Source organism: Streptomyces sp. NPDC001401, from assembly GCF_042895385.1.
GTDB lineage: Bacteria > Actinomycetota > Actinomycetes > Streptomycetales > Streptomycetaceae > Streptomyces.
The window spans coordinates 92,911-115,018 of sequence record NZ_JBIAWI010000015.1 but is presented as its reverse complement, the minus strand read 5'-3'; the positions used below and the strand labels follow the sequence as shown (position 1 = coordinate 115,018).

Below are 22,108 nucleotides of genomic sequence, written 5' to 3'. Positions count from 1 at the left end.
ATCGTACGGTGCCGGGGTGTTGAGTTGGTGCGGGCACTCCGCGGGTTTTGCGGTGGGGTTGTGCCGGGGGCTGCCGTCTGTCGTCTGCGGGGCCGTCGTGGCTGGTCGCGCAGTTCCCCGCGCCCCTATCGGGGCGCTCCCGCACCGTAGGGGTCGTACAACTCCTCGATTTGCGCGGCGAATTCCTCTGCGATCAGGTCCCGCTTCAGCTTCATCGACGGGGTCAAGTGGCCTGCCTCCTCGGTGAAGTCGGTGGGGAGGATGGTGAAGCGGCGGATGGACTCGGGGCGGGAGACCAGTTTGTTCGCCTCGTTCACGGCTCGCTGCAGGACCTGTCTCAACTCGTCGTCGTCCAGGAGGAGTCCGGCCGGTACCGGGTACTTGCCGTGCATCCGGCGCCAGTGGCTGACGCCCTCCATGTCCAGGGTGATCAGGGCGGCGACATAGGGGCGGGTGTCGCCGACGACCATGACCTGGGAGATCAGGGGGTGGGCGCGGAGCCAGTTCTCCAGCGGGGCCGGGGCGACGCTCTTGCCGCCCGCCGTGATCAGCATCTCCTTCTTGCGGCCGGTGATGTAGAGGTAGCCCTCCTCGTCCAGCCGGCCGATGTCGCCGGTGGCGAGCCAGCCGTCGACGGTCGCCGGGACGACGCCGCCCGCGTGCGGGTCCCAGTAGCCGCGCAGGACATGCCCGCCGCCCAGCAGGATCTCGCCGTCGGCGGCTATGCGGACCTTCGTGCCGGGCAGCGGCCAACCCACCGTGCCCAGACGGGGCTTGAGCGGCGGGGTCACGGTGGCGGCGCCCGTCGTCTCCGTCAGGCCGTAGCCCTCGTAGATCTCGATGCCCGCTCCGGCGTAGAACGAGGCCAGCCGGCGGCCCAGCGGGGAACCGCCGCAGATCATGTAACGGACCCTGCCGCCCATGGCGTTGCGGATACGGCGGTAGACGAGGGGGTCGTAGAAGGTGCGGGCCGCCTTCAGCGCGGCGCTCGGGCCGGAACCCGTGCCGGCGTGGCGGGCCTCCGTCGCCTCGCCGTAGCGGCGGGCCACGCCCGCCGCGCGGTCGAAGGACGTGACCCGGCCGCCGGTCTCGGCCTTCGCGCGGGCCACGTTGAACACCTTCTCCAGCATGTACGGGATGGCGACGAGACAGGTCGGCCTGAAGCTCGCCAGGTCGGGCAGCAGTTCCTCCGACTTCAGGCTCGGGGCGTGGCCCAGCCGTACCCGGGCCCGTATGCAGGCGACCGCCACCATGCGGCCGAAGATGTGCGACATGGGGAGGAAGTGCAGGATGGACGCCTCTTCGCTGGTCCGCGAGCGGAAGACCGGGTAGAGGAGCTCGATCGCGTTGTCGACCTCGGCGAAGAAGTTGCCGTGCGTGATCGCGCAGCCCTTGGGGCGGCCGGTCGTGCCCGAGGTGTAGACGACGGTGGCGAGCGTGTCGGGGCTCAACATGCCGCGCCGTACGGCCACTTCCTGGTCCGGCACCTGGCCGCCGTGCTCCGCCAGCCGCTCCACATGGCCCTTCTCGATGACCCACAGGTGCCGCAGGTCCGGCACCCGGTCGAGTTCCGGGCCGAGGGCCGCCGCCTGCGCTGCGGTCTCCGTGACGAGCGCTACCGCGCCGGAGTCCTGGAGGATCCACCGGGTCTGGAAGACGGAGGAGGTGGGGTAGATCGGGACGGTGACCAGGCCTGCGGCCCACGCGGCGAAGTCGAGGAGCGTCCACTCGTAGATCGTCCGCGCCATGACGCCGATCCGGTCCCCCGGCGCCAGCCCCTCGGCGATCAGCCCTTTCGCCACCGCCAGCACCTCGTCGGCGAACTGGGCCGCGGTCACGTCCGCCCACCGGCCCGACTCGGCCCGTCGGCTGAGCACCTTGTCGTCGGGGGCGATGCGCGCGTTGTCGAAGGGCAGGTCGGCGAGCGAGCCGTAGGTCACCGGCGGGACGAAGGGCAGCACCGAGACCTCGCGCACCTCCCCGTCCAGCCGCCGGATCACGGGCTCCACGAGAACCGGCGTTCCGTCGTACGTCGTGGAGTGGACAGCGGCGGGAGCGAACGGCTGCGAAGTGGACACGGGCGACTCCAGAGGTTCAACGGAGTTGCCCTGCGGGGGAGTTGCCGCAGGTCAGGGGAGGCGATCGTACGGCGCTCGCGTGATGACCCGGTGAGGGTTCGACGGTAGTCCGGCGTCGGGGATGCGTCGGGGATGTGCAGCCTCGTCGCTTTTCTTGCCGATAGGCACGTACCGGGTGGCATGGTGAACGTTTCTCATCTTCTGACCTGCCCCTACTCACCCTTACCTCGGGTAACCTGACTCCAGAGTAAGCAGAGAGTCCGCTTGGGGATCCGTGGGGAGTTATGGACATGGCCGACCGCTATCTGCCGTGGCTGGGGGCGTGATGTCCGACATCCTCACCCAGTCCCCCGCACTCGGCCCGCTGCTCGCCCGCGGTGCACTGCTGTCCCCCTTCAAACGCCCACGCCCCGACGCCGACTTCCCCCGCAGCCGGCTCGTCCTGCCCGGACTGCGCATCGATCTGGCACGCCTGGCGGCGTACGAGCGGGTGTGCGGCTTCGCGACCGGCGACGACGCACTGCCGCCGACCTATCCGCACGTGCTGGGCTTTCCGCTGGCCATGCGGCTGATGAGCGGCCGGGGCTTCCCGCTGCCGCTGCTCGGCCTCGTCCACACGTCGATCGAGATCACGCAGCGGCGGGCGCCCGCGGCGACCGGGGAGTACGAACTCGCCGTGTACGTCGGCGGGTTGGAGCCGCACAGGCGCGGCACCGAGGCCTCGGTGATCACCGAGATGCGGGCCGGCGAGGACGTCGTATGGGAGTCGCGCAGCACGTATCTGGCGCGGCACCGGACACAGCGGCCCGGCGAGAAGCCCAGCGACGACCGAGAGCCCCCGCTGCCCGCCGTCGCCGAGTGGCGGCTGGCCGCCGACGTCGGCCGGCGGTACGGCGCCGCGTCCGGCGACCGCAACCCCATCCACCTGCACCCCCTCACCGCCCGCCTCTTCGGCTTCCCCCGCGCCATCGCGCACGGCATGTGGACGGTGGCCCGCTGCCTCGCCGCGCACGGGGTGCCCGAACACGCCCGGGTGGAGGCGCAGTTCAGGGCGCCGGTGCTGCTGCCGGGGACCGTGACGTATGCGGCGGACGGGGGGCGGTTCGAGCTGCGTGGCGGTGAACGCGTGCACCTGAGCGGCATCGTGGAGGACCTCGGCCGCGGCTGAAGCCGGTCGACGACGAGGAACTGGCAGCCGCCGACATCGTCGTCCTGGCCGACGTCGGAGTGCGCGAGGCGCACGGCAACCACTTCTTCGTGAAGTCCGGCTGCCTTGCCTCCTGGGACGACATCGATGCGGGCGCGCTGCCGCACCCGGATCCCGCGTGGGCGGCGGCGCAGGGCATCGGCAGGACCGACCCCTACGCCGCCGCCCATGCGCCCGTACTACTCCCCGCGGACCGCCGGCATCTACCTCGCCGGCATCCTCAGAAACAACGGTTTCGACGAGAAGGGCCGCCCACTGCCCGCCCCGCTGGGGACCGGCGGTTCGGGGCGGGCCAGGAAGGCCGAACGCAGGGTCCCGGGGCGCGGCGGGGGTGCCGTATGACGGCTACCGGCCGGCCGGGATCTCCGGTTCGGTCGCGGCCGGCGGGGACCACGGCCGCCCCTCCATGAGGTTGCCGAGCCCCGCCCAGGCGAAGTTCATGAGCGTGGCCGCCGCCTGCCGGGCCGTGGTGCCCGGGGTGGCGTTGGCCCAGGCGGCGAGGGACTCGGCGGCGCCGACCAGCGCCTCGGCGAGCCCTGCGACCTCGCGCTCGGGCAGATTCGGGTTGCGGTGGGCCTCCCTGGCCGCGACCACGATGAGCTGCGTCACGAACGCGACGATCTCCTCGCGCATCGCGGTCACCTCGGCGGCGAACGGCTCGCGGGTACGGGCCTGGAGGTGCAGCACCGCCCAGCCGTCCGGGTTCTGCGCGGTGTGCGTGAAGAACGCCCGCAGCCCCTCCCAGAGTTGGCGGTCGGCGGGCAGCTCGGGCCGGACGCCGGTGCGGACCGCCTCGACGAGCGCCTTCGCCTCCCGGCGGATGCAGGCGGTGAACAGGTCTTCCTTCGAGTTCAGGTACAGATAGACCAACGGCTTGGACACGCCCGCCAGTTCGGCGATCTCGTCCATCGACGCGGCCATGTACCCACGCTGCCCGAAGGTCCGCACGGCGGCGTCCATCATCTGCTGCTCACGGACCGCCCGCGGCATCCGCTTGGTCTTCACGGCACCCATGGCGCAAGGGTAATTGGGAGCGGGCGTCCTCAACCCCCCTACGAAGCCTGGGGTGCCTGCCCCTGCGAGCGGCTCGCGTCGTCCGCCTCGTCCTCCTGGGCGGCGTTCGCCGCGAAGCCGGCCTTCATCCGGTCGACCCGCTCGACAACCTTCACGGAGGCGCGGTCGCGCTCCTTGCGCAGGACGACGAAGCTGATGGGGGCGGAGATCACCAGCGACAGCAGGACGAGCCACATGAAGTTGGCGGCGCCGTAGCCGCGCGGGACGATGCCGGAGTAGACGAGGCCCCAGACGACCACGAAGCAGCCCGCGAAGATCCCGAGGCGCATCAGCGTGTAGCGGAGCATCTCAATCCACTCTTCCGTCAACGGTACGAACATTCCCAAAGGGCACCGTCCAGTGAAGCACGCCCGGCACCCGATCTTGCAGGGGGGTGTGCAGGCTCTCAGCCCAGCGGCAGCAGCATGAAGACGTCGTCGCGGTAGTCGTCCGGGGCGACGCGGATGGCGTCGGGGACCCGTCCGACCTCCTTGTAGCCGCAGGAGCCGTAGAAGCGCTCCAGGCCGTTCCCGCCGCGGCAGGTGAGCCGGATCGCCTCGATGCCGTCGATGGAGCGGGCGGCTTCCTCGGCGGCGGCCAGCAGGTCACGGCCGTACCCCTTGCCCTGGTGCCGCGGGTGCACCATCACCGTGTACAGCCACAACCAGTGGGTCATCAGCCGGTGCGTGTTGAACGCGAGGAAGGCCGTCGCCGCGACCTGCCCGCTCTCGTCGTGCCCGACCAGCAGCCGGGTCCGCCCCTCCGCCATGGCCACCATGTGTTTGACCAGCTCGGGACGGATCTCCTCCGGTGTCACCGGCGGCACGAACCCGACGGATCCGCCGGCGTTGGACACGTCCGCCCACAGGTCGAGAAGGCCGTCACGGAGGGCGGGAGTGACGGCGGGGTCGAGAGTGAAGGTAAGGGACACGCGGCCATTGTAGTTATTACGCCGGCACGCGCGCCCACGCGTGCGAAGTCACACCCGCATCGGCTGCGGGGCCTCCCGGCGCGCCGGGTCCGGGCCGTCGTACTCGCGGATGATCTCGTAGCGCGTGTTCCGCTCCACCGGGCGGAAACCGGCGTCCCGGATGAGGTCCAGCAGGTCCTCGCGGGTCAGTTTGTTCGGGGTGCCGTAGTTGTCGGCGTCGTGGGTGATCTTGTACTCGACCACCGAGCCGTCCATGTCGTCCGCGCCGTGCTGGAGGGCGAGCTGCGCGGTCTGGACGCCGTGCATGACCCAGAAGACCTTGACGTGCGGGATGTTGTCGAACAGGAGGCGGGAGACGGCGAAGGTCTTCAACGCCTCCGCGCCCGTCGCCATCTGCGTGCGGGCCTGCAGGCGGTTGCGGACCTTGCCGTCCTTCATGTCGACGAAGTCGTGCTGGTAGCGCAGCGGGATGAAGACCTGGAAGCCGTTCGTCTCGTCCTGGAGTTCACGCAGGCGCAGGACGTGGTCCACGCGGTGCCGCGGCTCCTCGATGTGGCCGTACAGCATGGTGCACGGGGTCTTCAGACCCTTCTCGTGCGCCAGGCGGTGGATGCGCGACCAGTCCTCCCAGTGGGTGCGGTGGTCGACGATGTGCTGCCGGACCTCCCAGTCGAAGATCTCCGCGCCGCCACCCGTGAGGGACTCCAGGCCCGCGTCGATCAGCTCGTCGAGGATCTCGGACGCCGACAGACCGCTGATCGTCTCGAAGTGGTGGATCTCCGTGGCCGTGAAGGCCTTGAGGGAGACGTCCGGGAGGGCGGCCTTCAGCTCCCGCAGCGAACGCGGGTAGTAGCGCCACGGCAGGTTCGGGTGCAGCCCGTTGACGATGTGCAGCTCGGTGAGGTTCTCGCCCTCCATCGCCTTGGCGAGCTTCACCGCCTCCTCGATGCGCATCGTGTACGCGTCCTTCTCGCCCGGCTTGCGCTGGAAGGAGCAGTAGGCGCAGGAGGCGGTGCAGACATTGGTCATGTTGAGGTGGCGGTTGACGTTGAAATGAACCACGTCGCCGTTCTTGCGCGTCCGCACCTCGTGGGCGAGACCACCGAGCCACGCCAGGTCGTCCGACTCGTACAGCGCGATGCCGTCCTCGCGGGTCAGCCGTTCACCGGCCCTGACCTTCTGCTCCAGCTCGCGCTTGAGCCCGACGTCCATGCCCTCAACCTTTCTACGACAACGCCAACAACCGTACGCCTACGTGCTCAGACCTCTTCGGGCAGCTCTCCGACCCGGTTCTCCCACTTCGTGGAGAGGACGATCGTCGTACGGGTCCGGGAGACGCCCTTGGTCCCGCTGAGCCGGCGGATGATCCTTTCCAGGCCGTCCACGTCGTTCGCCCGGACCTTGAGCATGTACGAGTCGTCCCCGGCGATGAACCAGCAGTCCTCGATCTCGGTGAGGTCCTTCATCCGCCGGGCCACGTCCTCGTGGTCCGCGGCGTCGGACAGCGAGATGCCGATGAGGGCGGTGACGCCGAGGCCGAGCGAGGCGGCGTCGACGGTGGCGCGGTAGCCGGTGATGACGCCGGCCGCCTCGAGCCGGTTGATGCGGTCGGTGACGCTGGGTCCCGACAGGCCGACGAGGCGCCCCAGCTCCGCGTACGAGGCCCGGCCGTTCTCCCTCAGGGCCTGGATGAGCTGCCTGTCCACCGCGTCCATGCGATTCGATGCCTTCCGCTGAAAAGTTCCCGAAGTGATGTGAGGTACTGCGACTTGCTCGGCTAGTCGGCGCTCCCGGCGCCCAGTTCGCCCTTCCAGCGCCGGTACAGGTCGTGCTCGACGCCCGCCGCGTCCAGCACCCGTCCGGCGACGAAGTCCACGAGATCCTGGATGTGGGTCGCGCCCGCGTAGAAGCCGGGCGAGGCGGGCACCACGGTCGCGCCCGCGTCGTCGAGGGTCACCAGGTGACGGAGGGTCTGGCCGTTCAAGGGGGTCTCCCGTACGGCCACGACCAGCTTGCGCCCCTCCTTGAGGGTCACGCTCGCCGCACGCTGCAGCAGGTCCTTCGACAGGCCGAGCGCGACACCGGCGACACAGGCGGTGGAGGCGGGGACGATCAGCATGCCCTTGCTCGGGTACGAGCCCGAGGACGGCCCGGCGGCGAGGTCGCCGGCGCTCCAGTGCCGTACACCGGTGATGTCCACGTCGAAGACGCCGGGCTTCCCCTCGGCTCCCCGGGACAGCCATTCCCGCAGGTCGTCCTCCCAGTGCGCGTCCCGGAAAGAGATCCCCGTCTCGTCGAGCAGGGTCAGCCGGGAGGCCCGGGACACGACGAGGTCCACGCTCTCGCCGGCGTCGAGGAGTGCGCGCAGCACCGACGCGGCATATGGCGTGCCGGAGGCGCCGGATACCCCTACGATCCAAGGCGTACGCGGGGTCTCTCCTGGCTTGGCTGGGTTCACGACACCGAGCCTAGCTGGCGTCGCGGGGTGGGAACCGGTCGAGGGGGCTCGGGCGTTCACTGGGAGGGGACGAGTGAGCAGTGGGGGTTGCCATGCCGGGTAGCGAGCTCGAGTGGTCGCGCGGGGATCGCGCGAAGGCCGCGGCCAAGCTGATGGTGGGCTGGGTCGCGCTGTTGTGGCTGCTGGAAGTGGTCGACGTGGTCAGCGGCCATGCGCTGGACAGCCTGGGCATCGTGCCGCGCCGGGCCTCCGAGCTGGTCGACATCGTCCCGGCCGCGTTCATCCACTTCGGCTTCGCCCATGTGGCCGCGAACAGCGTGCCCCTGCTGGTCATGGGGTTCCTCGCGGCGCTGGGCGGGATACGCCGGTTCGCCGCCGTGTGTGCCGTGATCGTCCTGGCCGACGGTCTGGGGGTGTGGCTCGTGTCCCCGGCACACAGCAACACGGCGGGCGCCTCCGGCCTGATCTTCGGCCTCTTCGGCTTCCTGCTGGTCAGCGGGTTCGTGGAGCGCCGCCCGCTCGGCGTCCTGGTCGGCCTGCTGATCGGCGCGGTGTGGGGTGGCTCGATCCTGCTCGGCCTGGCCCCGACACAGACGGGCGTCAGCTGGCAGGCCCATCTGTTCGGCCTGGCATCGGGCGTGGCGGCAGCGTTCTTGTTCCGGCGCCGGGTGGTCGGTCGTGGCGTGGTTCAGGCCTGAGGGCGAGCTTTCCGGTCCACCGGGAGGTGAGTGGTGGGGATCGTCAGCTTGCCGAGCGGGGAGTCGACGGTCAGGTCGGGGCCGTAGGGGATGGTGTCGCGGCCTCGGTAGCCGTCGGGGCCCGGGTTCCACATCGTGACGGCGTGCCCCTTCAACGGGTCGAGGATCACGTAGTTGGCGATGGCTCGGGAGGCGTACCAGCGCGGCTTGATCTCGTAGTCGCGGCGGACACTTTCCGGCGACACCACTTCCGCGACGAACTCGATGAGATCAGCCGGGTAGGAGCTGCGGTTCTCGTCCTCCGCCTCGGCCGGGATGACCGCAATGTCGGGGCAGAACTCGTTGGCCTCGTCGAAGGGGAACGCCACATCGCTCACCAGCGCCCACTCCGGCGGTAGCTGTCCCTCAAGGTTCGCCGACACCCGCAGGATCGTCTTTCCATGGAACGGCCTGACCGGGTTCATCACAATGCTGCCCTCGACAATCTCCGTCAGATAGCCGGGGAACATGTCCTCCAGCTTGCTGAGCTGCGAGTGCAGGCGATCGATGCCCGAGACGGTCACGGCGGCCTCCCTGGGGTCCTGCCCTCGATGGTAGGCCGCACGCTATTCAGACGGTCAGACCCCGAACCAGAAGATCAAGCAACGCACACACGAACAGGGCAATGCCGATGAACCCGTTGACGCTGAAGAACGCCCTGTTCAAACGGGACAGGTCATGCGGCCGCACAATGTTGTGCTCGTACACGAACGCGGCCGCCACGATCATCAGGCCCACCCAGAAGAAGCCGCCCGCGTCCGTCACCACGGCGTACCAGACGAGCAGTGCCGTCACCACGGCGTGGCAGATCCGTGCGCCCCGGATGGCGGCGGGGATACCGAAGCGGGCCGGGACCGACATGACGCCGATCTCGCGGTCGGTCTCGACGTCCTGGCAGGCGTAGATCAGGTCGAAGCCACCGATCCAGATGCCGACGGCGAGACCCAGGATCACCGCGTCCCAGGACCACTCGCCGGTGATCGCGAGCCAGCCGCCGACCGGGCCCATGGCCTGGGCGAGGCCGAGGATGGCCTGGGGGAAGTTCGTGAAGCGTTTCCCGTACGGGTAGACCACCATCGGGATCACCGCGATGGGGGCGAGCGCGAGGCACAGGGGGTTGAGCAGGGCAGCCGAGCCCAGGAAGATCACGACCGCGATCAGCGCGCCGGTCCAGGCGTGCTTCACCGACATCGCGCCCGTCACCAGCTCACGGTGGGCCGTGCGCGGGTTCCGGGCGTCGATCTCGCGGTCGATGATCCGGTTGACCGCCATGGCGAAGGTGCGCAGGCCGACCATGCAGATGGTGACCAGGAGCAGCCGGCCCCAGTGGATGTTCTTGTCCTGCTCGAACATCGCGGTCAGCGCAGCGATATAGGCGAAGGGCAGAGCGAAGACCGAGTGCTCGATCATCACCAGCCGGAGGAACGCCTTGGTGCGTCCTGGCTGCGGGATCGCGGCGGATGCGGAACTCACTGAGAACCTCCGAAGATGCCCCGGCCTTCAGATCGGGGATGGATCAGACTCAGACGGTGCAGGGCAGGAACAGGTGAGTCGCCGTCAGGACGATTCACCGTGTGCCTCAGCGGTGGCGCGCTCACCCTCCAGGCGGTACACGATCTCGGAGTTGAGGGACCTGTGGGCGGACTCGGCCTGAGCGACCAGCCACGCGTGAAGGTCGGCGGGAAGTCGGAACCCCACAGACGCAGTGGGAGAGGTCGCTCGTTCCGCACGGTATTCCACACCTCTGTTCCATGATCGCGTCGGGCCAAGGTCGGCGACTGTGACAGTGGTGCATTCGGGGCACCGTTGCGCGTGGGCAAGTAGCGCTTCGATACGCACTGCGCTGCCGCGTGGCCGTATCCGCCGGTCAATGAAGGCCATCGCACCGTTGCAGCTTGAGCAGAGTGCTCCCCGGACCCAGCCGTGGGTATGACAGTGATCGATGGCAGGTTGCGCCGCCGCATTGCCACACAGTAGGCACGGGTCGCCCGGCTTTGCTTTGGGGTGGTCCTCGTACTTGATGGGCTCTGTCACGATCCGCCCCGCAGCTTGTCCAGCACCTCGTCGCGGTGCTCCATGGCGACGTGCAGTGTTGCCGTCAGTACGTCGGACATCGACACACGGCGCCCTGCGGGCGTGGTGAGCTCCAAGGTCACCCGGCGTAGTTCGTCGCGTGCCGCTTCGGTGAGATTGACCGAGACGAACGGCGTCTTCCTCTTCGCTGGCATGGCGATACTGTATCGGACTGTCCGCTACAGTAACGCCTCGTTCGTTGTTCCCTCCGAAGTCCAGCCTCTTCCCGCCACCGGCGCGGTGATCGGCGTGGACTGGGGCGTCCGCGAGACCGCGACCACCACGAGTGACGCCCACGACCACTCCCACGCCGAGCACGGCGGGAAGGCCAAGGCGAAGCTGACCCGGTACGACCGGATGATGGCCCGCCGCAAACCCGCCAAAAGGCAGGCGGCTTCGAAGGGTTACCGCGAGGCGAAGAAGCTGCGGGCGAAGACGCACCAGAAGATCGCCCGCCAGCGGCAGGACACGGCCCGTAAGTGGGCCAAGCGCGTCGTGACCGACCATGACGCGATCGCGGTGGAGGACTTCCGTCCGAAGTTCCTCGCCAAGACCACCATGGCCCGCAAGGCCGCCGACGCGGCAATCGGCGCCACCAAGAAGGCTCTGCTGGAGATGGGCCGCAAGCACGGGCGCGACGTCCGCCTCGTGCACCCCGCGCACACCACCATGGACTGCGCATCGTGCGGAGCGAGAACCAAGCACGCACTTCCTCTTTCGGAACGTACCTACACCTGCACCGCCTGCGGATCCGTATCCCCCAGGGACAAGAACTCCGCCCGCGTGATGCTCGTCCGGGCCGGTCTGAACCCGGCTGGTGTCGAGGGCATAAGACCTCCTGGAGCGCCGCTCCAGGAGGCAGCCTGAGCCAGGAATGCCCTCCCGCTCGGGGAGGGAAGCAGTCAAAGGCCGTACTCCTTCCAGCGGCGGTCGACCTTCGCCGCCGTCTGCGGGTCGGACAACACCATGTCGGGCCAGCCGCCGTCGCGCGTGTAGCCCTCCTCGGGCCACTTCTTCGTCGCGTCGATGCCTGCCTTGCCGCCCCAGAACTGCTGGTAGGAGGCGTGGTCGAGGTGGTCGACGGGGCCTTCGACGACGCTGAGGTCGCGGGCGTAGTCCGTGTTGCCGAGGGCCCGCCACGCGACCTCGTGCAGATCGTGGACGTCACAGTCGGAGTCCACGACCACGATCAGCTTCGTCAGGGACATCATGTGTGCCCCCCAGATCGCGTGCATCACCTTCTGGGCGTGCTTCGGGTACTTCTTGTCGATCGAGACGATCGCGCAGTTGTGGAAGCCCCCGGCCTCGGGCAGGTGGTAGTCCACGATGTCCGGCACGATGATCTTCAGCAGCGGGAGGAAGAACCGCTCCGTCGCACGGCCCAGGGGTCCGTCCTCCGTCGGAGGGCGGCCTACGACGATCGACTGAAGCAACGGCCGCTTCCGCATCGTCACGCAGTCGATCTTGAGGGCGGGGAAGGGCTCCTGCGGGGTGTAGAAGCCGGTGTGGTCGCCGAAGGGGCCCTCGGGGAGCATCTCGCCGGGCTCCAGCCAGCCCTCGATCACGACCTCGGCCTGAGCCGGGACCTGCAGCGGAACCGTCTTGCAGTCCACCATCTCGATCCGCTTGCCGGCGATGAACCCGGCGAAGAGGTACTCGTCGATGTCGCCGGGGAGGGGGGCCGTGGAGGCGTAGGTGACGGCAGGCGGACACCCGAAGGCGATGGCGACCGGCAGCCGCTCGCCCCTCCGCGCCGCGACCTGGTAGTGGTTGCGGCTGTCCTTGTGGATCTGCCAGTGCATGCCGATGGTGCGCTTGTCGTGGCGCTGGAGGCGGTACAGCCCGAGGTTGCGGATCCCGGACTCCGGGTCCTTGGTGTGGGTGAGCCCGAGGTTGAAGAAGGAGCCGCCGTCCTGCGGCCAGGTGAACAGGGCGGGCAGGGCGTCGAGGTCCACGTCGTCGCCGGTGAGGACGACCTCCTGCACCGGCGCGCCCGCGGACTTCACCTTCTTCGGCGGTACGTGCGCCATCGCGCCGAGCTTCCCGAAGGCCTCGCGGACACCGACGAAGCCGTGCGGCAGCTCGGGCCGCAGCAGTCCGCCGATCTTGTCGGAGATCTCCCCGTACGACTTCAGGCCGAGGGCCTTGAGCAGCCGCCGGTCGGTCCCGAAGACGTTCATCGCGAGGGGCATGGCGGAGCCCTTCACGTTCTCGAAGAGCAGCGCGGGCCCGCCCGCCTTCTGCACGCGGTCGACGATCTCCCCGACCTCCAGATAGGGGTCGACCTCGGCCTTGATGCGCTTGAGGTCACCCTCGCGTTCCAGTGCCCTGAGCAGGGAGCGAAGATCGTCGTAAGCCATGCGTTCCAGTATCGGCCACCCGCTACCCTGACCCCGTCACCGGGGCCGCCGAGCGCCCCGTCACCGTCTTCTGGGGGATCGCACCACCATGTTCAGGTATCTGCCGTTCCTGCTGGTACTGGCGCTGTGGATCTACGCGTTCATCGACTGCCTGAACACCCCTGAGGAGCAGGTGCGCGGGCTGCCCAAGGTGGTCTGGGTGATCGTCATCCTGTTGTTCGGCGAGGTGCTGGTCGGGCCGATCGCCTGGCTGGTCGCAGGCAAGTATCGCGGGCCCGTCCCGGCCGGCGGCTCCACGCCCGCCGAGTGGCACCGCAACCACCGCACCGAGTTCGTCGCGCCCGACGACAATCCCGAGTTCCTGAAGTCCTTGAAGGAAGAGAACAAGAAAGACGAGGCCCTGCTCAAGGACTGGGAGGCCGACCTGCGGCGTCGTGAAGAGGAGCTGCGGCGGCGCGAGCGCGGGGAAGAGACCGACAGCTGATGGAACTGCGGCTGCTCGTCACCTTCGAGAAGGTCGCGACCGTGCTGAGCTTCACGCAGGCCGCGGCCGAGCTGAAGTACGCGCAGTCCAGCGTGACCAGTCAGGTACGGGCCCTGGAGTCGGCCCTGGGCACGGAGCTGTTCGACCGGCTCGGCAGCCGTATCCGGCTGACGGAGGCGGGTGAGCGGCTGCTCCCCTACGCCCGGCAGATCATCGAGCTCACCGAGGAGGCGCGGGCCGCGGTCGTCGGCGCCGAGGAGCCGGCCGGTTCGCTGGTGGTCGGGACGATGGAGTCGCTGACCTCGTACCGGCTGCCGCCGCTGCTGGAGTTCTTCCACCACCGTTATCCCAAGGTGCGGCTCGCCCTGCGTACGACCATCGGCGACGAGACCCGGCAGGCGCTGCGGCAGGGGACGTACGATCTCGGGTTCCTGATGGAGGAGGCGACCGGGCATCCGGGTCTTGAGAGCGTGGTGCTGTGCGAGGAGCCGCTCGTCCTGGTCGCTGCTCCTCAACACGCCCTCGTCGGCCGGGAGTTCGGGACCGCCGATCTCGTACGGCAGTCCCTCCTGGCGACCGAACCGGGCTGCGCCTACCGGGACTTGTTCGAGCTGGAGCTCAAGTCCCATGACGGGTCGGTCGACTTCATGGAGTTCGGCACCATCGAGGCCACCAAACGCGCGGCGGCGGCCGGTCTCGGGATCTCGTTGCTTCCCGAGGTGACGGTCGCCGCCGAACTCGCGGAGGGGTCTCTGGTACGGCTGCCTTGGGAGCCGCCGTTCACGCTTCGGACGCAACTGGCGTGGCGGTCCGGGAAGCGGCTTCCGGCGCACGTACGGCTGTTTCTGGAGCAGGCGCAAAAGCTCGTGTCCGAAGAGGACGGGCAAGCGTGACCTTCAGGCTGGCCAGCACGATCAGCGGGACGCCCAGTGCCTGGACGAGGCCGATGTGGTGGCCGTACACCGCCCAGTCCATGACCATCGCGACCGCCGGGTAGACGAAGGCCAGGACGGCGATCTTCGAGGTCGGGAGCTTGGCGTAGGCGGCGTACATGAGGACGTACATCACGCCGGTGTGGATGAAGCCGAGGCCGACCAGCCAGCCCCAGTCCCAGCCCGTGCCGGCCATGGCGCCGAAGTCGGCGAAGGGGAGCAGGAGCGGGATGCCGACCAGGACCTGGACCAGGGCGATGAGGTGCGGGCGGACGCCGGTGATGCGCTTGGTGACCAGGGTGGACAGGCCGTAGAGGAGGGCCGCGAGGAGGGCCTGGCCGACGCCGGTGAGGTAGGTGCCGCCGCTGGTGAAGTCGGCCGGAGTCACCCCGGACACCAGGATCAGGCCCGCGAAGGCCAGCGCGATCCAGCCGACCTTGGCGGCCGTGAGGCGCTCGCGGAAGAGGAGGGCGCCGAGCAGGACCACGTAGAACGGCTGTGTGTGGTAGACGACCGTGGCGACCGAGATCGACGTGTTCTCGTACGACTGGAAGAGGAAGACCCAGTTGAAGACGATGAACACGCCGCCCAGGACGGCGAGTCCGAAGGTGCGCGGGGTGAAGCCGTGGTCGCGGAGCCAGCCGCGGGACAGGACGTAGGTGCCCAGGGCCAGGGCGCCGAAGACGACGCGGAAGAACACGACGTCGAAGGGGGAGGCGCCCGACTCGACCACGAAGACGCCGAGGGTGCCGGACAGCACCATCGCGATCATCAGCTGGGCGACGCCCTTGCTCTCTGCGGACTTGCTCTGCGAGGTCATGACCATGAAGGTAGGAGCGGGCCCCGTCGCAGGTCCACGCGCCAGTGGGGCGTCCTGCCGATGCCCCCATCGGCCCCGGCGATGACCCCAGGTCGATCCCGGGTGCCTACAGGTTGTACGCCGTCGAGGCTCCCGATGCGGACAATGCGCCCCTGTGCCCGGACCGGCGGGAACCGGACACTTACCTCGCATGACGACTGCACCCGCCGACTCCTCCGGCACCCTCGCCCCCGCATACGGTGACAAGGTCATCGCCGTCGAGACGGCGGGCTCCGAGCCCATCCCCGACGCCGAACGCCATGGCTCCCCGCTCCAGCTGCTGTGGACCTGGGCGTCCCCGAACATCGAGTTCGCGACCGTCTTCATCGGTGTGATCTCGGTGCTCTTCTTCGGGCTGAGCTTCTGGGCGGCGACCGGGGCCATCGTGCTCGGCACCGCCGTCGGCGCGATCACTCAGGGTTTCCTCTCCCTGGACGGCCCGCGGTTCGGCGTCCCGCAGATGGTGATCGGCCGGTTCTCCTTCGGCTACTTCGGCAACATCCTGCCGTCGGCGGCCAACGGTCTGATCGCGGGTGTGGGCTGGTTCGCGGTGAACAGCGTGAGCGCGGCCTTCGCGCTCAACACCCTCACGGGCCTGCGTCCGCTGCCTTCTCTGCTCCTCGTCGTGGTCGCCGAGATCGTGATCGGCTTCATCGGCCACAACTTCGTGCACACCTTCGAGAAGTACGCGTTCCCGGCCCTGGCGGTGATCTTCCTGCTGGCGGGCGTGTGGACCTTCAAGGATGCGCATTTGAGCGGTGGCGGCTCGGGCGGGGGCATCGGCGGGTTCCTGCTCGCCTTCAGTGCGGCCTGGGGCTACGCGGCCGGCTGGAACCCGTACGCCACGGACTACTCCCGCTACCTGCCGCGCACCGCGAACAAGCTGAAGACGATCGTGTACCCGGCCGTCGGCCTGTTCGTGTCCGTCGCTGTCGTGGCGGTCATAGGCGCTGCCTCGGCGACCATCGTGGCCCCGAAGGACGCCACCCCGACGGCGGCCTTCACCGGTCATCTCCCCGGCTGGCTCGGCGACCTGGTGCTCCTCGCCATCATCCTCGGCGCCATCTCCGCGAACGCCCTCAACATCTACTCGGGCGCGATCTCCATCACCTCCTTCGGCCTGAAGCTCCCCACCTGGCTGAGCCGCAGCGTGCTGGTCGTGGTGTCCGGGATCGCCGGTACGGCGGCGGCGTGGTCGTCGCTCGACGACGCGGGGTCGGCGTACGAGGCGTTCCTGCTGGTGATCGCGTACTGGGTGGCGCCGTGGCTGGGCGTGGTCCTGGTGGAGCGGTGGCTCCAGACGCGTACGGCCACGGACGAGGAGCTGTCGGCCCGCCTGGGCGACCGCACCTTCACCAACTGGCCGGGCATCGCGGCCCTGTTGATCGGCGTCGCGGTCTCCGTCCCGCTCTTCTCCAACCAGGAGGACTACGTCGGCTACGTCCCGAAGCACTGGCCGTCCTTCGGCGACATCACGCCGCTGGTCGGGTTCGTGGTGGCCGCGGTGCTGTACTCGGTGCTGCGGCGGCAGCCGACGGGTCAGTCTGCGTCGAGGGCCTCGGCCTGATCGGCGTACTCGACCTTGATGTACCTGCTGTTGTTCTCCCCGTAGGCCTTCTCGAGGATCGGCCCGGCCTTGTCGGGGTCGTCGACCCCGACGAGGACGAACCCCCGCTCGTCCGGGCCGACTTCGCGCATCTGGAAGGTGCCGTCCCAGCGGTTCATGTCGTCGCCGATGCGGTCGGCCAGGGCGTCGAGCGTCTTCCCGCTGACGTCGGTGTCGTGCAGCCGCACGGTCACTCCCCGCACGACCGCCCCGCAGATCTCCTCGTCGAAGGCGGTGGAGGGCATGCGCCAGACATCGGTGGCCGAGTTCTCCTCCGTGACGGAGAGGCCCGTGTAGACGTCGGAGTACTTCTTCCGGGCCAGCTGGTCGATGTGCGTGACGACGCGCTCGAGCGGGGAGCCGTCGTCGTCGCCCGGGAGGCTGCCGACGGGACGGGTGCCGACGCAAGTCCCGTCCGTGGCCGCCGACTTGACCCGGCCGGGAGCCGCCCGGAGGCCGCCGTCGCTGTGCCCGGTCTCCAGCGCCTGGACATACATCCCCGTGGCCATCACCAGGGCGACGGTCGCTCCGGCCGACGCGATCCAGGTGCGATTGCGCATGCGATTTCGCATGTCCCCCTCCGTCCGTTGGCGTCAGCACTGTGACGCCGGAGGGAGCGCAGAGGTTCAGGCGGTCGGTTCGTCCCGCAGGACGAGGTCCAGCAGCCCCGGGAAGCGGGCCTCGAACTCCGCCCTCCGCAGCCGGTTGACCCGCTTGGGCCCCTCGTCGCGCTGCTCGACCAGCCCCGCGCCCCGCAGCACCACGAAGTGGTGGCTGAGCGCCGCCTTGCCGACCGGCACGTCGAAGCTGCCGCAGCTGCGCGACCACTCCTCCGAACCCGCCAGCTCCCTCACGAGGGTGACGCGTACGGGATCGGCGAGCGCGGCGAGGGCGGTCTGGACGGAGACGTCGTCGGGGTGTGTGTGCTCGGGGGCGGCCCGATGACTGCTGCGCTGCGCCACGCGGGGGCCTCCTTCACGCCTGCCGGGGGTTCATGCCTTGCCGAGTGTTCGATGAAAAGCATACACTCACGACTGTTCGCTTTTCATTGAACAGTCGAGGTGTGGCATGCGCGCGGTCGAGTTCCAGGAGTACGGCGGTCCCGAGGTGCTGAAGGTGGTGGAGGCCGAGGTCCCCGAGCCGGGCCCAGGCCAGGTCAGCCTCGATGTGGCCTACACCGGCGTGAACTTCGCCGATCTCAAGGCACGCGGCGAGGGCTACCGGGTGCCGCACCTGCCGTTTGTCCCCGGCCTGGAGGCGTCCGGGCGGATCCGCGCCCTCGGCGAGGGGGTCACCGGTCTGTCCGTCGGCCAGAAGGTGACGGCGCTGACGGAGGGCGGCGCCTACGCGGACGTGGTGCTCGCGAACGCGGCGACCGTGTTCCCGGTCCCGTCCGGTGTCGACCTGCGTACGGCGGCGACCCTGCCGACGGTGCTGCCGACGGCGTACGCCCTGGTGCACGCGGTGGGTCGGCTGCAGCCCGGGGAGACGGTGCTGGTGCAGGGCGCGGCGGGCGGCGTCGGCACGGTGGTCGGCCAGCTGGCGAAGGCGGCGGGCGCCGGTGCGGTGTACGGGGTGGTGTCGGGTGCGGCCAAGGCGGCGTACGCGCGGGAGTACGGCTACGACGAGGTGTTCGTCGGCGAGTTCACCGAGGCCGTGCGGGAGGCGACCGGCGGCCGCGGCGTGGACCTCGCGCTCGATCCCGTCGGCGGCGAGACGTTCCGCGGCAGCCTGGCCGCGCTGGCGGTCTTCGGCCGCCTGGTCTCCTTCGGCAACGCGAGCTCGGCGCCGGCCTGGAGCGTGGGGCAGCCGGAGCTGTACCCGTCCGGGGTGTCGGTGGGCGGCTTCTCGATCCTGACGCTGGCGAAGACGGCCCCGGCGCAGCTGCGGGCGCTGGCCGAGCAGGCGTTCGCGAAGGCCGTGGACGGCACCGTGTCCCTGCCGGTCACCGCCGAGTTCGGGCTGGAGGAGGCGGCGGAGGCGCACCGGCTGATGGGGACGCGGACGAGCACGGGCAAGCTGCTGCTCAGGGTGAACGGCTAGCCGACCGCGTCCCGTCCGCGCCCCCTCCCCCTCCTGGTCGGTCCGTCAGCCGAAGTCGGGCAGATCGGTGCTGCAGGTGAGCGGTCGGTCCGTGGGCACCAGCCGCTCCACGGAGCCGGGACGGCCGCCGGTGACCGACAGCTGATTCTGCGTCAGATAGCCGATGAACAGCTCCGTGTCGGCCGGCATCGCGTCCGGGAGGAAGTCGAAGGTGACCTTGTCGTCCGCGATGCGGCGCCCCTTCATGACCTGGTCCACGCCCACGCCCTGCCCGTGCTCGTCCAGCTTCTGGTTGTCGTCCGGCCCCTTGCAGAACTCGCCGACCTTCATCAGCACCGGGAACCCGGCCTCCCGCAGGGCCTTCGCCAGCCCCGCGCGGTCGTCGAAGTAGGCCTGCTTGTCCCAGCTCACCCGCAGCGCCCCGCTCTCGAGACTGTCGATCGTGTAGGCGGCGGTACGGATGTGCACGGTGCCCGCACCGGTCGCGAGCGAGTCGGAGGCCGGCGGCGCCGTGGACGGGTGGCCGTACGTCGGCACACCCAGCGCGAGTCCGGCCGCGACGGCGGTGGCACCGGCGGTGAGGGCGATGCGCCGCCTGCGCCGCCGGGCACGTCCGTCGGAGACGATCTGTTCGAGGGGCGTGTCGAGGGTGACGTCGGCGAGCGATGCCCGCAGCAGGTCCAGTACGGCGGTGTCGTGTTCGGTGGTCATGTTCCGGCCTCCGGGGTGTCCTTGGCGTCGGCGATGACGAGATGGCCGCGCAGGGTCGCGACGGCCCGTGCGAGGTGGGCGGTGACCGTGCCCGGTGCGATACCGAGGGCCTTCGCGGTGGCCTCGGTGTCGAGGTCGAGGAAGACCCGGAAGGCGATCACCTCCCGCTGGCGGCGCGGCAGCCCGCGCAGCAGTGCGAGCAGCGCCGGGTCCAGGCCGGAGTCGGTGACGGGCGGTACGACGACGTCGTGCCCGTCGGCCAGGGCGACCTCGCGCCGGCGCCGACGCCACCACGAGATGCGGGTGTTGAGCGCCGTACGCACGACCCAGGCGCGGGGCGCGGGATGCCGGGCGACCTTCGGCCAGGCGACCCACGCCCGGGTGAACGCCTCGGCGACCAGATCCTCGGCCAGCTGCCGCTCGCCGACGCCGGCGAGCACGGCCCTCAGGCACATGTCCCGGCTGCTGCGGTAGAACTCCGCGAACTCCAGCTCCTTCACATCCCCTATACGCCCAGGGGCTGGGATCCGCTTACACGCCTGCTCGCCCCACTCCATCGTCCAACGCTGCTCAGCCCCCGCCTACACCCTTGTCCAGCGCTGCGACGTCGTCCCGGACACGCAGGTCGAGGTGACCGGCCAGCCGGAGGACTCGTCGAGGCACCGGCTGTTGTACATGTTCTGCAGGGTGCTGCCGGAGCCCGTGCGCCAGGTCTGCTGGGTGCTCTGGTCGCAGTCGGCCGACACGATGTTGTAGGCGCTCACGCTCAGACACTGGCCGGTGTGCTGGTTGACCACGTGGAACGTGTTGCCCGACGCGCTCTTGTAGGTCCATGAGGACGCCGGGCTGTCCGAACACGCCCCGAGGACCGGACCACTGAAGTCGCTCATCACCAGGCACTGCCCGTCGGAGGCGTTCTTGAGCCGGTAGTAGCCGGTCGATGCGGGGGCGGTGGTCGAGGAGCCGCCGGACGTACCTCGGGAACTGCCCGAACTTCCGGAGCCGGAGCCTGAGTTGGAGCCGTTGGTGGCGCTGCCACCCGAGTCGCCCCGCGCATCCGATCCCGCGCCGCCGGCCTGGGATCCTCCCGCCCCCTTGCCCCCGCCCTCCTTCGCCGTCGGGGACGAGGACTTGTGCGCGGATGCCGACTTCGACGGGCTGCCCGACGCGGACGGCGTGGAGGCGGTGGACGCCGTGACGGAGACGGACGGCTTGGCCCGGGCCCCGTCGTCGGGCGCGGACGTGTACGGCAGGTACTGGATGGCGAGGGTCGCACCCGTCGCCACGACCACCACGGGGACGACGCCGAACAGAATGCGGGTACGGCGCCGTTCGCGCGGCTCCGGTCGGGCCTCGGGCTTGCTCCCGGGCCCCTGTCCGGGCTCGGGAGCCGACTCCGCCCCGGCCGCCGGAAGGGTGGGAGCGGGCTCGGGCAGCTCGTCGATCCGGGCCTCGTCCGCGGCGAACGCGGCCCGCTCGGCGAGCAGTTCGGTGACCGCCTCGGGCCAGGGCCGATCGGTGGACGGCCCGTGTTCCGCGGCCTGTTCGAGGAGTCCGGCGGCGGCGGGCCGGCTCTCCGGGTCCTTGTCGAGACAGGCGGCGACGACCTCGGCCAGCCGCGGATCGAGGTCTCGTACGGGCTGGAGGTCGGGCTCTTCGTGGACGATGCGGTACAGCACGCCGTGCCCGGACTCGTCACCGAAGGGCGGACGGCCGGATGCCGCGTACGCCAGCACCGACCCGAGCGCGAAGACGTCCACGGCGCCGCTCAACTGCCCTGTCCCCGAGGCCTGTTCGGGAGACATGTAGGCGGGCGTGCCCACGACCATGCCGGTCCTGGTGAGCTGGCTCTGGTCGGCGGCGCGGGCGACACCGAAGTCGATGAGGGTGAAGCCGTCGAGGGTCAGCATGACGTTGGACGGCTTGAGGTCCCGGTGGACCATGTCCAGCGCGTGCACGTCCGCGAGCCCGGAGGCCGCCTCCCGGAGCAGCAGCCACAGCGCGTCGACCGGCAGAGGACCCTCGTTCAGCTCGACGGCCTCGCGCAAGGTGAGGCCGGGGACGTACGCGGTGGCCAGCCACGGCGGCCGCGCCGTGCGGTCACTGGCGAGCAGCGGTGCGGTGGCCCCGGCGGGCAGCCGGGAGAGGTTGTCCAGCTCGTGTCCGAAGCGGCGCAGGAAGTCCTTGTCCTCGCCGACCACGGAGGGCAGCAGCTGCTTGACGGCGACGTACCGCCGCTCGTGCACCCCGAGGTAGACCCGCCCCATACCGCCGGCCCCGAGCCGCCCGACCAGCGGAATCCCGCCGATCGACCGCGGATCCTCGTCCTCCAGCGGCTCGGCGCCGCTGCCCCGCAGATCCAGCCCGTCCCGGTTGTCCCCGTTGATCGTCACTCCCGGAAGGCTAGCGGCGGAGAGAAGTTTTGGATAGCACCTCTATCCAAGCACCGCTTCGGCAGCATCGACGGCCGGCCGGAGGCCTTTGCATCAGCGCGCGGACTGGACAATTCCCGGCGGATTTTGACACGGTGAGGCGCACCGACCCGCATTCGAACACGTGGTCGATGACTCCAAACA

General features: G+C 69.7%; 25 protein-coding genes and 2 pseudogenes. 9 read left to right on the top strand and 18 right to left on the bottom strand.

Annotation, left to right across the window (positions count from 1 at the left end):
* Window positions 1–125: 125 nt before the first annotated feature.
* Complete coding sequence (locus ACFY10_RS38220) at window positions 126–2,078, bottom strand: AMP-dependent synthetase/ligase (protein WP_390669900.1); 1,953 nt, start codon at window positions 2,076–2,078, stop codon at window positions 126–128.
* A gap of 325 nt (window positions 2,079–2,403) precedes the next feature.
* On the opposite strand from ACFY10_RS38220, the gene ACFY10_RS38215 reads away from it, so the two are divergent.
* The 3 genes and pseudogenes from ACFY10_RS38215 to ACFY10_RS38205 all read left to right on the top strand — a co-directional run bounded on the left by ACFY10_RS38215 (window position 2,404) and on the right by ACFY10_RS38205 (window position 3,627).
* Entirely contained in the window at window positions 2,404–3,246 is an 843-nt protein-coding gene (locus tag ACFY10_RS38215; protein ID WP_390669899.1) for a MaoC family dehydratase, read from the top strand.
* Window positions 3,247–3,305: 59 nt separating this feature from the next.
* Window positions 3,306–3,377, top strand: a pseudogene (locus ACFY10_RS38210) (hypothetical protein); the annotation flags it as partial.
* 76 nt (window positions 3,378–3,453) lie between these two features.
* On the top strand, window positions 3,454–3,627 hold the full coding sequence (locus ACFY10_RS38205) for a hypothetical protein (RefSeq protein ID WP_390670037.1): 174 nt from the start codon (window positions 3,454–3,456) through the stop codon (window positions 3,625–3,627).
* Window positions 3,628–3,630: 3 nt separating this feature from the next.
* Here ACFY10_RS38205 and ACFY10_RS38200 read toward each other — a convergent pair whose 3' ends face one another.
* From ACFY10_RS38200 to ACFY10_RS38175, 6 genes are all read right to left on the bottom strand, one after another.
* A complete protein-coding gene (locus ACFY10_RS38200; protein WP_390669898.1) occupies window positions 3,631–4,299 on the bottom strand; it encodes a TetR/AcrR family transcriptional regulator in 669 nt (222 codons plus the stop codon).
* Between the two features lie 38 nt (window positions 4,300–4,337).
* Entirely contained in the window at window positions 4,338–4,646 is a 309-nt protein-coding gene (locus tag ACFY10_RS38195; protein WP_390669897.1) for a DUF4229 domain-containing protein, read from the bottom strand.
* A 98-nt stretch (window positions 4,647–4,744) separates the two neighbouring features.
* Complete coding sequence (locus tag ACFY10_RS38190) at window positions 4,745–5,269, bottom strand: GNAT family N-acetyltransferase (protein WP_390669896.1); 525 nt, start codon at window positions 5,267–5,269, stop codon at window positions 4,745–4,747.
* 48 nt (window positions 5,270–5,317) lie between these two features.
* On the bottom strand, window positions 5,318–6,481 hold the full coding sequence (mqnE, locus tag ACFY10_RS38185) for an aminofutalosine synthase MqnE (RefSeq protein ID WP_390669894.1): 1,164 nt from the start codon (window positions 6,479–6,481) through the stop codon (window positions 5,318–5,320).
* Window positions 6,482–6,528: 47 nt separating this feature from the next.
* Window positions 6,529–6,984, bottom strand: a complete 456-nt coding sequence (locus ACFY10_RS38180) for an Lrp/AsnC family transcriptional regulator (RefSeq protein ID WP_390669893.1) — start codon at window positions 6,982–6,984, stop codon at window positions 6,529–6,531.
* Window positions 6,985–7,046: 62 nt separating this feature from the next.
* Window positions 7,047–7,727, bottom strand: coding sequence for a UbiX family flavin prenyltransferase (locus tag ACFY10_RS38175; protein ID WP_390669892.1), 681 nt, complete (start codon window positions 7,725–7,727; stop codon window positions 7,047–7,049).
* A gap of 92 nt (window positions 7,728–7,819) precedes the next feature.
* On the opposite strand from ACFY10_RS38175, the gene ACFY10_RS38170 reads away from it, so the two are divergent.
* A complete protein-coding gene (locus ACFY10_RS38170; RefSeq protein WP_390669891.1) occupies window positions 7,820–8,425 on the top strand; it encodes a rhomboid family intramembrane serine protease in 606 nt (201 codons plus the stop codon).
* Here the strand turns inward: ACFY10_RS38170 and ACFY10_RS38165 are convergent.
* The 4 genes from ACFY10_RS38165 to ACFY10_RS38150 form a co-directional block, all read right to left on the bottom strand.
* Entirely contained in the window at window positions 8,416–8,988 is a 573-nt protein-coding gene (locus ACFY10_RS38165; protein WP_390669890.1) for a Uma2 family endonuclease, read from the bottom strand. The two genes, ACFY10_RS38170 and ACFY10_RS38165, sit on opposite strands and share 10 nt — an antisense overlap.
* 46 nt (window positions 8,989–9,034) lie before the next feature.
* On the bottom strand, window positions 9,035–9,937 hold the full coding sequence (gene mqnP / locus ACFY10_RS38160) for a menaquinone biosynthesis prenyltransferase MqnP (protein WP_390669889.1): 903 nt from the start codon (window positions 9,935–9,937) through the stop codon (window positions 9,035–9,037).
* 84 nt (window positions 9,938–10,021) lie between these two features.
* Window positions 10,022–10,498 carry an endonuclease domain-containing protein gene (locus ACFY10_RS38155; RefSeq protein ID WP_390669888.1) on the bottom strand — a complete coding sequence of 159 codons (477 nt, stop codon included), beginning with the start codon at window positions 10,496–10,498 and terminating at the stop codon, window positions 10,022–10,024.
* On the bottom strand, window positions 10,495–10,692 hold the full coding sequence (locus ACFY10_RS38150) for a hypothetical protein (RefSeq protein ID WP_390669886.1): 198 nt from the start codon (window positions 10,690–10,692) through the stop codon (window positions 10,495–10,497). Before ACFY10_RS38150 ends, ACFY10_RS38155 begins: the two co-directional genes overlap by 4 nt.
* A gap of 37 nt (window positions 10,693–10,729) precedes the next feature.
* Between ACFY10_RS38150 and ACFY10_RS38145 the strand changes: the two are divergent.
* A pseudogene (locus ACFY10_RS38145) lies at window positions 10,730–11,404 on the top strand (RNA-guided endonuclease InsQ/TnpB family protein); the annotation flags it as partial.
* 35 nt (window positions 11,405–11,439) lie between these two features.
* Here the strand turns inward: ACFY10_RS38145 and ACFY10_RS38140 are convergent.
* Window positions 11,440–12,897, bottom strand: a complete 1,458-nt coding sequence (locus ACFY10_RS38140; RefSeq protein ID WP_390669885.1) for a menaquinone biosynthesis decarboxylase — start codon at window positions 12,895–12,897, stop codon at window positions 11,440–11,442.
* 88 nt (window positions 12,898–12,985) lie between these two features.
* Here ACFY10_RS38140 and ACFY10_RS38135 point away from each other — a divergent pair, with 88 nt between their 5' ends.
* Entirely contained in the window at window positions 12,986–13,381 is a 396-nt protein-coding gene (locus tag ACFY10_RS38135) for a PLD nuclease N-terminal domain-containing protein (RefSeq protein ID WP_390669884.1), read from the top strand.
* Window positions 13,381–14,274 (top strand): LysR family transcriptional regulator, encoded by an 894-nt coding sequence (locus ACFY10_RS38130; protein ID WP_390669883.1) that lies wholly within the window; start codon window positions 13,381–13,383, stop codon window positions 14,272–14,274. The genes ACFY10_RS38135 and ACFY10_RS38130 overlap by 1 nt, the downstream gene beginning before the upstream one ends.
* Here the strand turns inward: ACFY10_RS38130 and ACFY10_RS38125 are convergent.
* Entirely contained in the window at window positions 14,162–15,133 is a 972-nt protein-coding gene (locus ACFY10_RS38125) for a DMT family transporter (protein ID WP_390669882.1), read from the bottom strand. The genes ACFY10_RS38130 and ACFY10_RS38125 overlap by 113 nt on opposite strands.
* Window positions 15,134–15,323: 190 nt before the next feature.
* Here ACFY10_RS38125 and ACFY10_RS38120 point away from each other — a divergent pair, with 190 nt between their 5' ends.
* Window positions 15,324–16,739, top strand: a complete 1,416-nt coding sequence (locus tag ACFY10_RS38120; protein WP_390669881.1) for a purine-cytosine permease family protein — start codon at window positions 15,324–15,326, stop codon at window positions 16,737–16,739.
* Here the strand turns inward: ACFY10_RS38120 and ACFY10_RS38115 are convergent.
* Window positions 16,712–17,350, bottom strand: coding sequence for a hypothetical protein (locus tag ACFY10_RS38115; protein WP_390669880.1), 639 nt, complete (start codon window positions 17,348–17,350; stop codon window positions 16,712–16,714). The genes ACFY10_RS38120 and ACFY10_RS38115 overlap by 28 nt on opposite strands.
* Before the next feature lie 54 nt (window positions 17,351–17,404).
* Window positions 17,405–17,740, bottom strand: a complete 336-nt coding sequence (locus ACFY10_RS38110; protein ID WP_390669879.1) for an ArsR/SmtB family transcription factor — start codon at window positions 17,738–17,740, stop codon at window positions 17,405–17,407.
* A 106-nt stretch (window positions 17,741–17,846) separates the two neighbouring features.
* Here ACFY10_RS38110 and ACFY10_RS38105 point away from each other — a divergent pair, with 106 nt between their 5' ends.
* On the top strand, window positions 17,847–18,821 hold the full coding sequence (locus ACFY10_RS38105; RefSeq protein ID WP_390669878.1) for a zinc-binding alcohol dehydrogenase family protein: 975 nt from the start codon (window positions 17,847–17,849) through the stop codon (window positions 18,819–18,821).
* 45 nt (window positions 18,822–18,866) lie between these two features.
* Here ACFY10_RS38105 and ACFY10_RS38100 read toward each other — a convergent pair whose 3' ends face one another.
* The 3 genes from ACFY10_RS38100 to ACFY10_RS38090 form a co-directional block, all read right to left on the bottom strand.
* Window positions 18,867–19,532: a hypothetical protein gene (locus ACFY10_RS38100; RefSeq protein ID WP_390669877.1), complete on the bottom strand. Its 666-nt coding sequence runs from the start codon at window positions 19,530–19,532 to the stop codon at window positions 18,867–18,869.
* Window positions 19,529–20,032 carry a sigma-70 family RNA polymerase sigma factor gene (locus ACFY10_RS38095; protein WP_275780926.1) on the bottom strand — a complete coding sequence of 168 codons (504 nt, stop codon included), beginning with the start codon at window positions 20,030–20,032 and terminating at the stop codon, window positions 19,529–19,531. The genes ACFY10_RS38100 and ACFY10_RS38095 overlap by 4 nt, the downstream gene beginning before the upstream one ends.
* Before the next feature lie 81 nt (window positions 20,033–20,113).
* Window positions 20,114–21,925 (bottom strand): protein kinase, encoded by a 1,812-nt coding sequence (locus ACFY10_RS38090; RefSeq protein WP_390669876.1) that lies wholly within the window; start codon window positions 21,923–21,925, stop codon window positions 20,114–20,116.
* Between the last annotated feature and the right edge of the window lie 183 nt (window positions 21,926–22,108).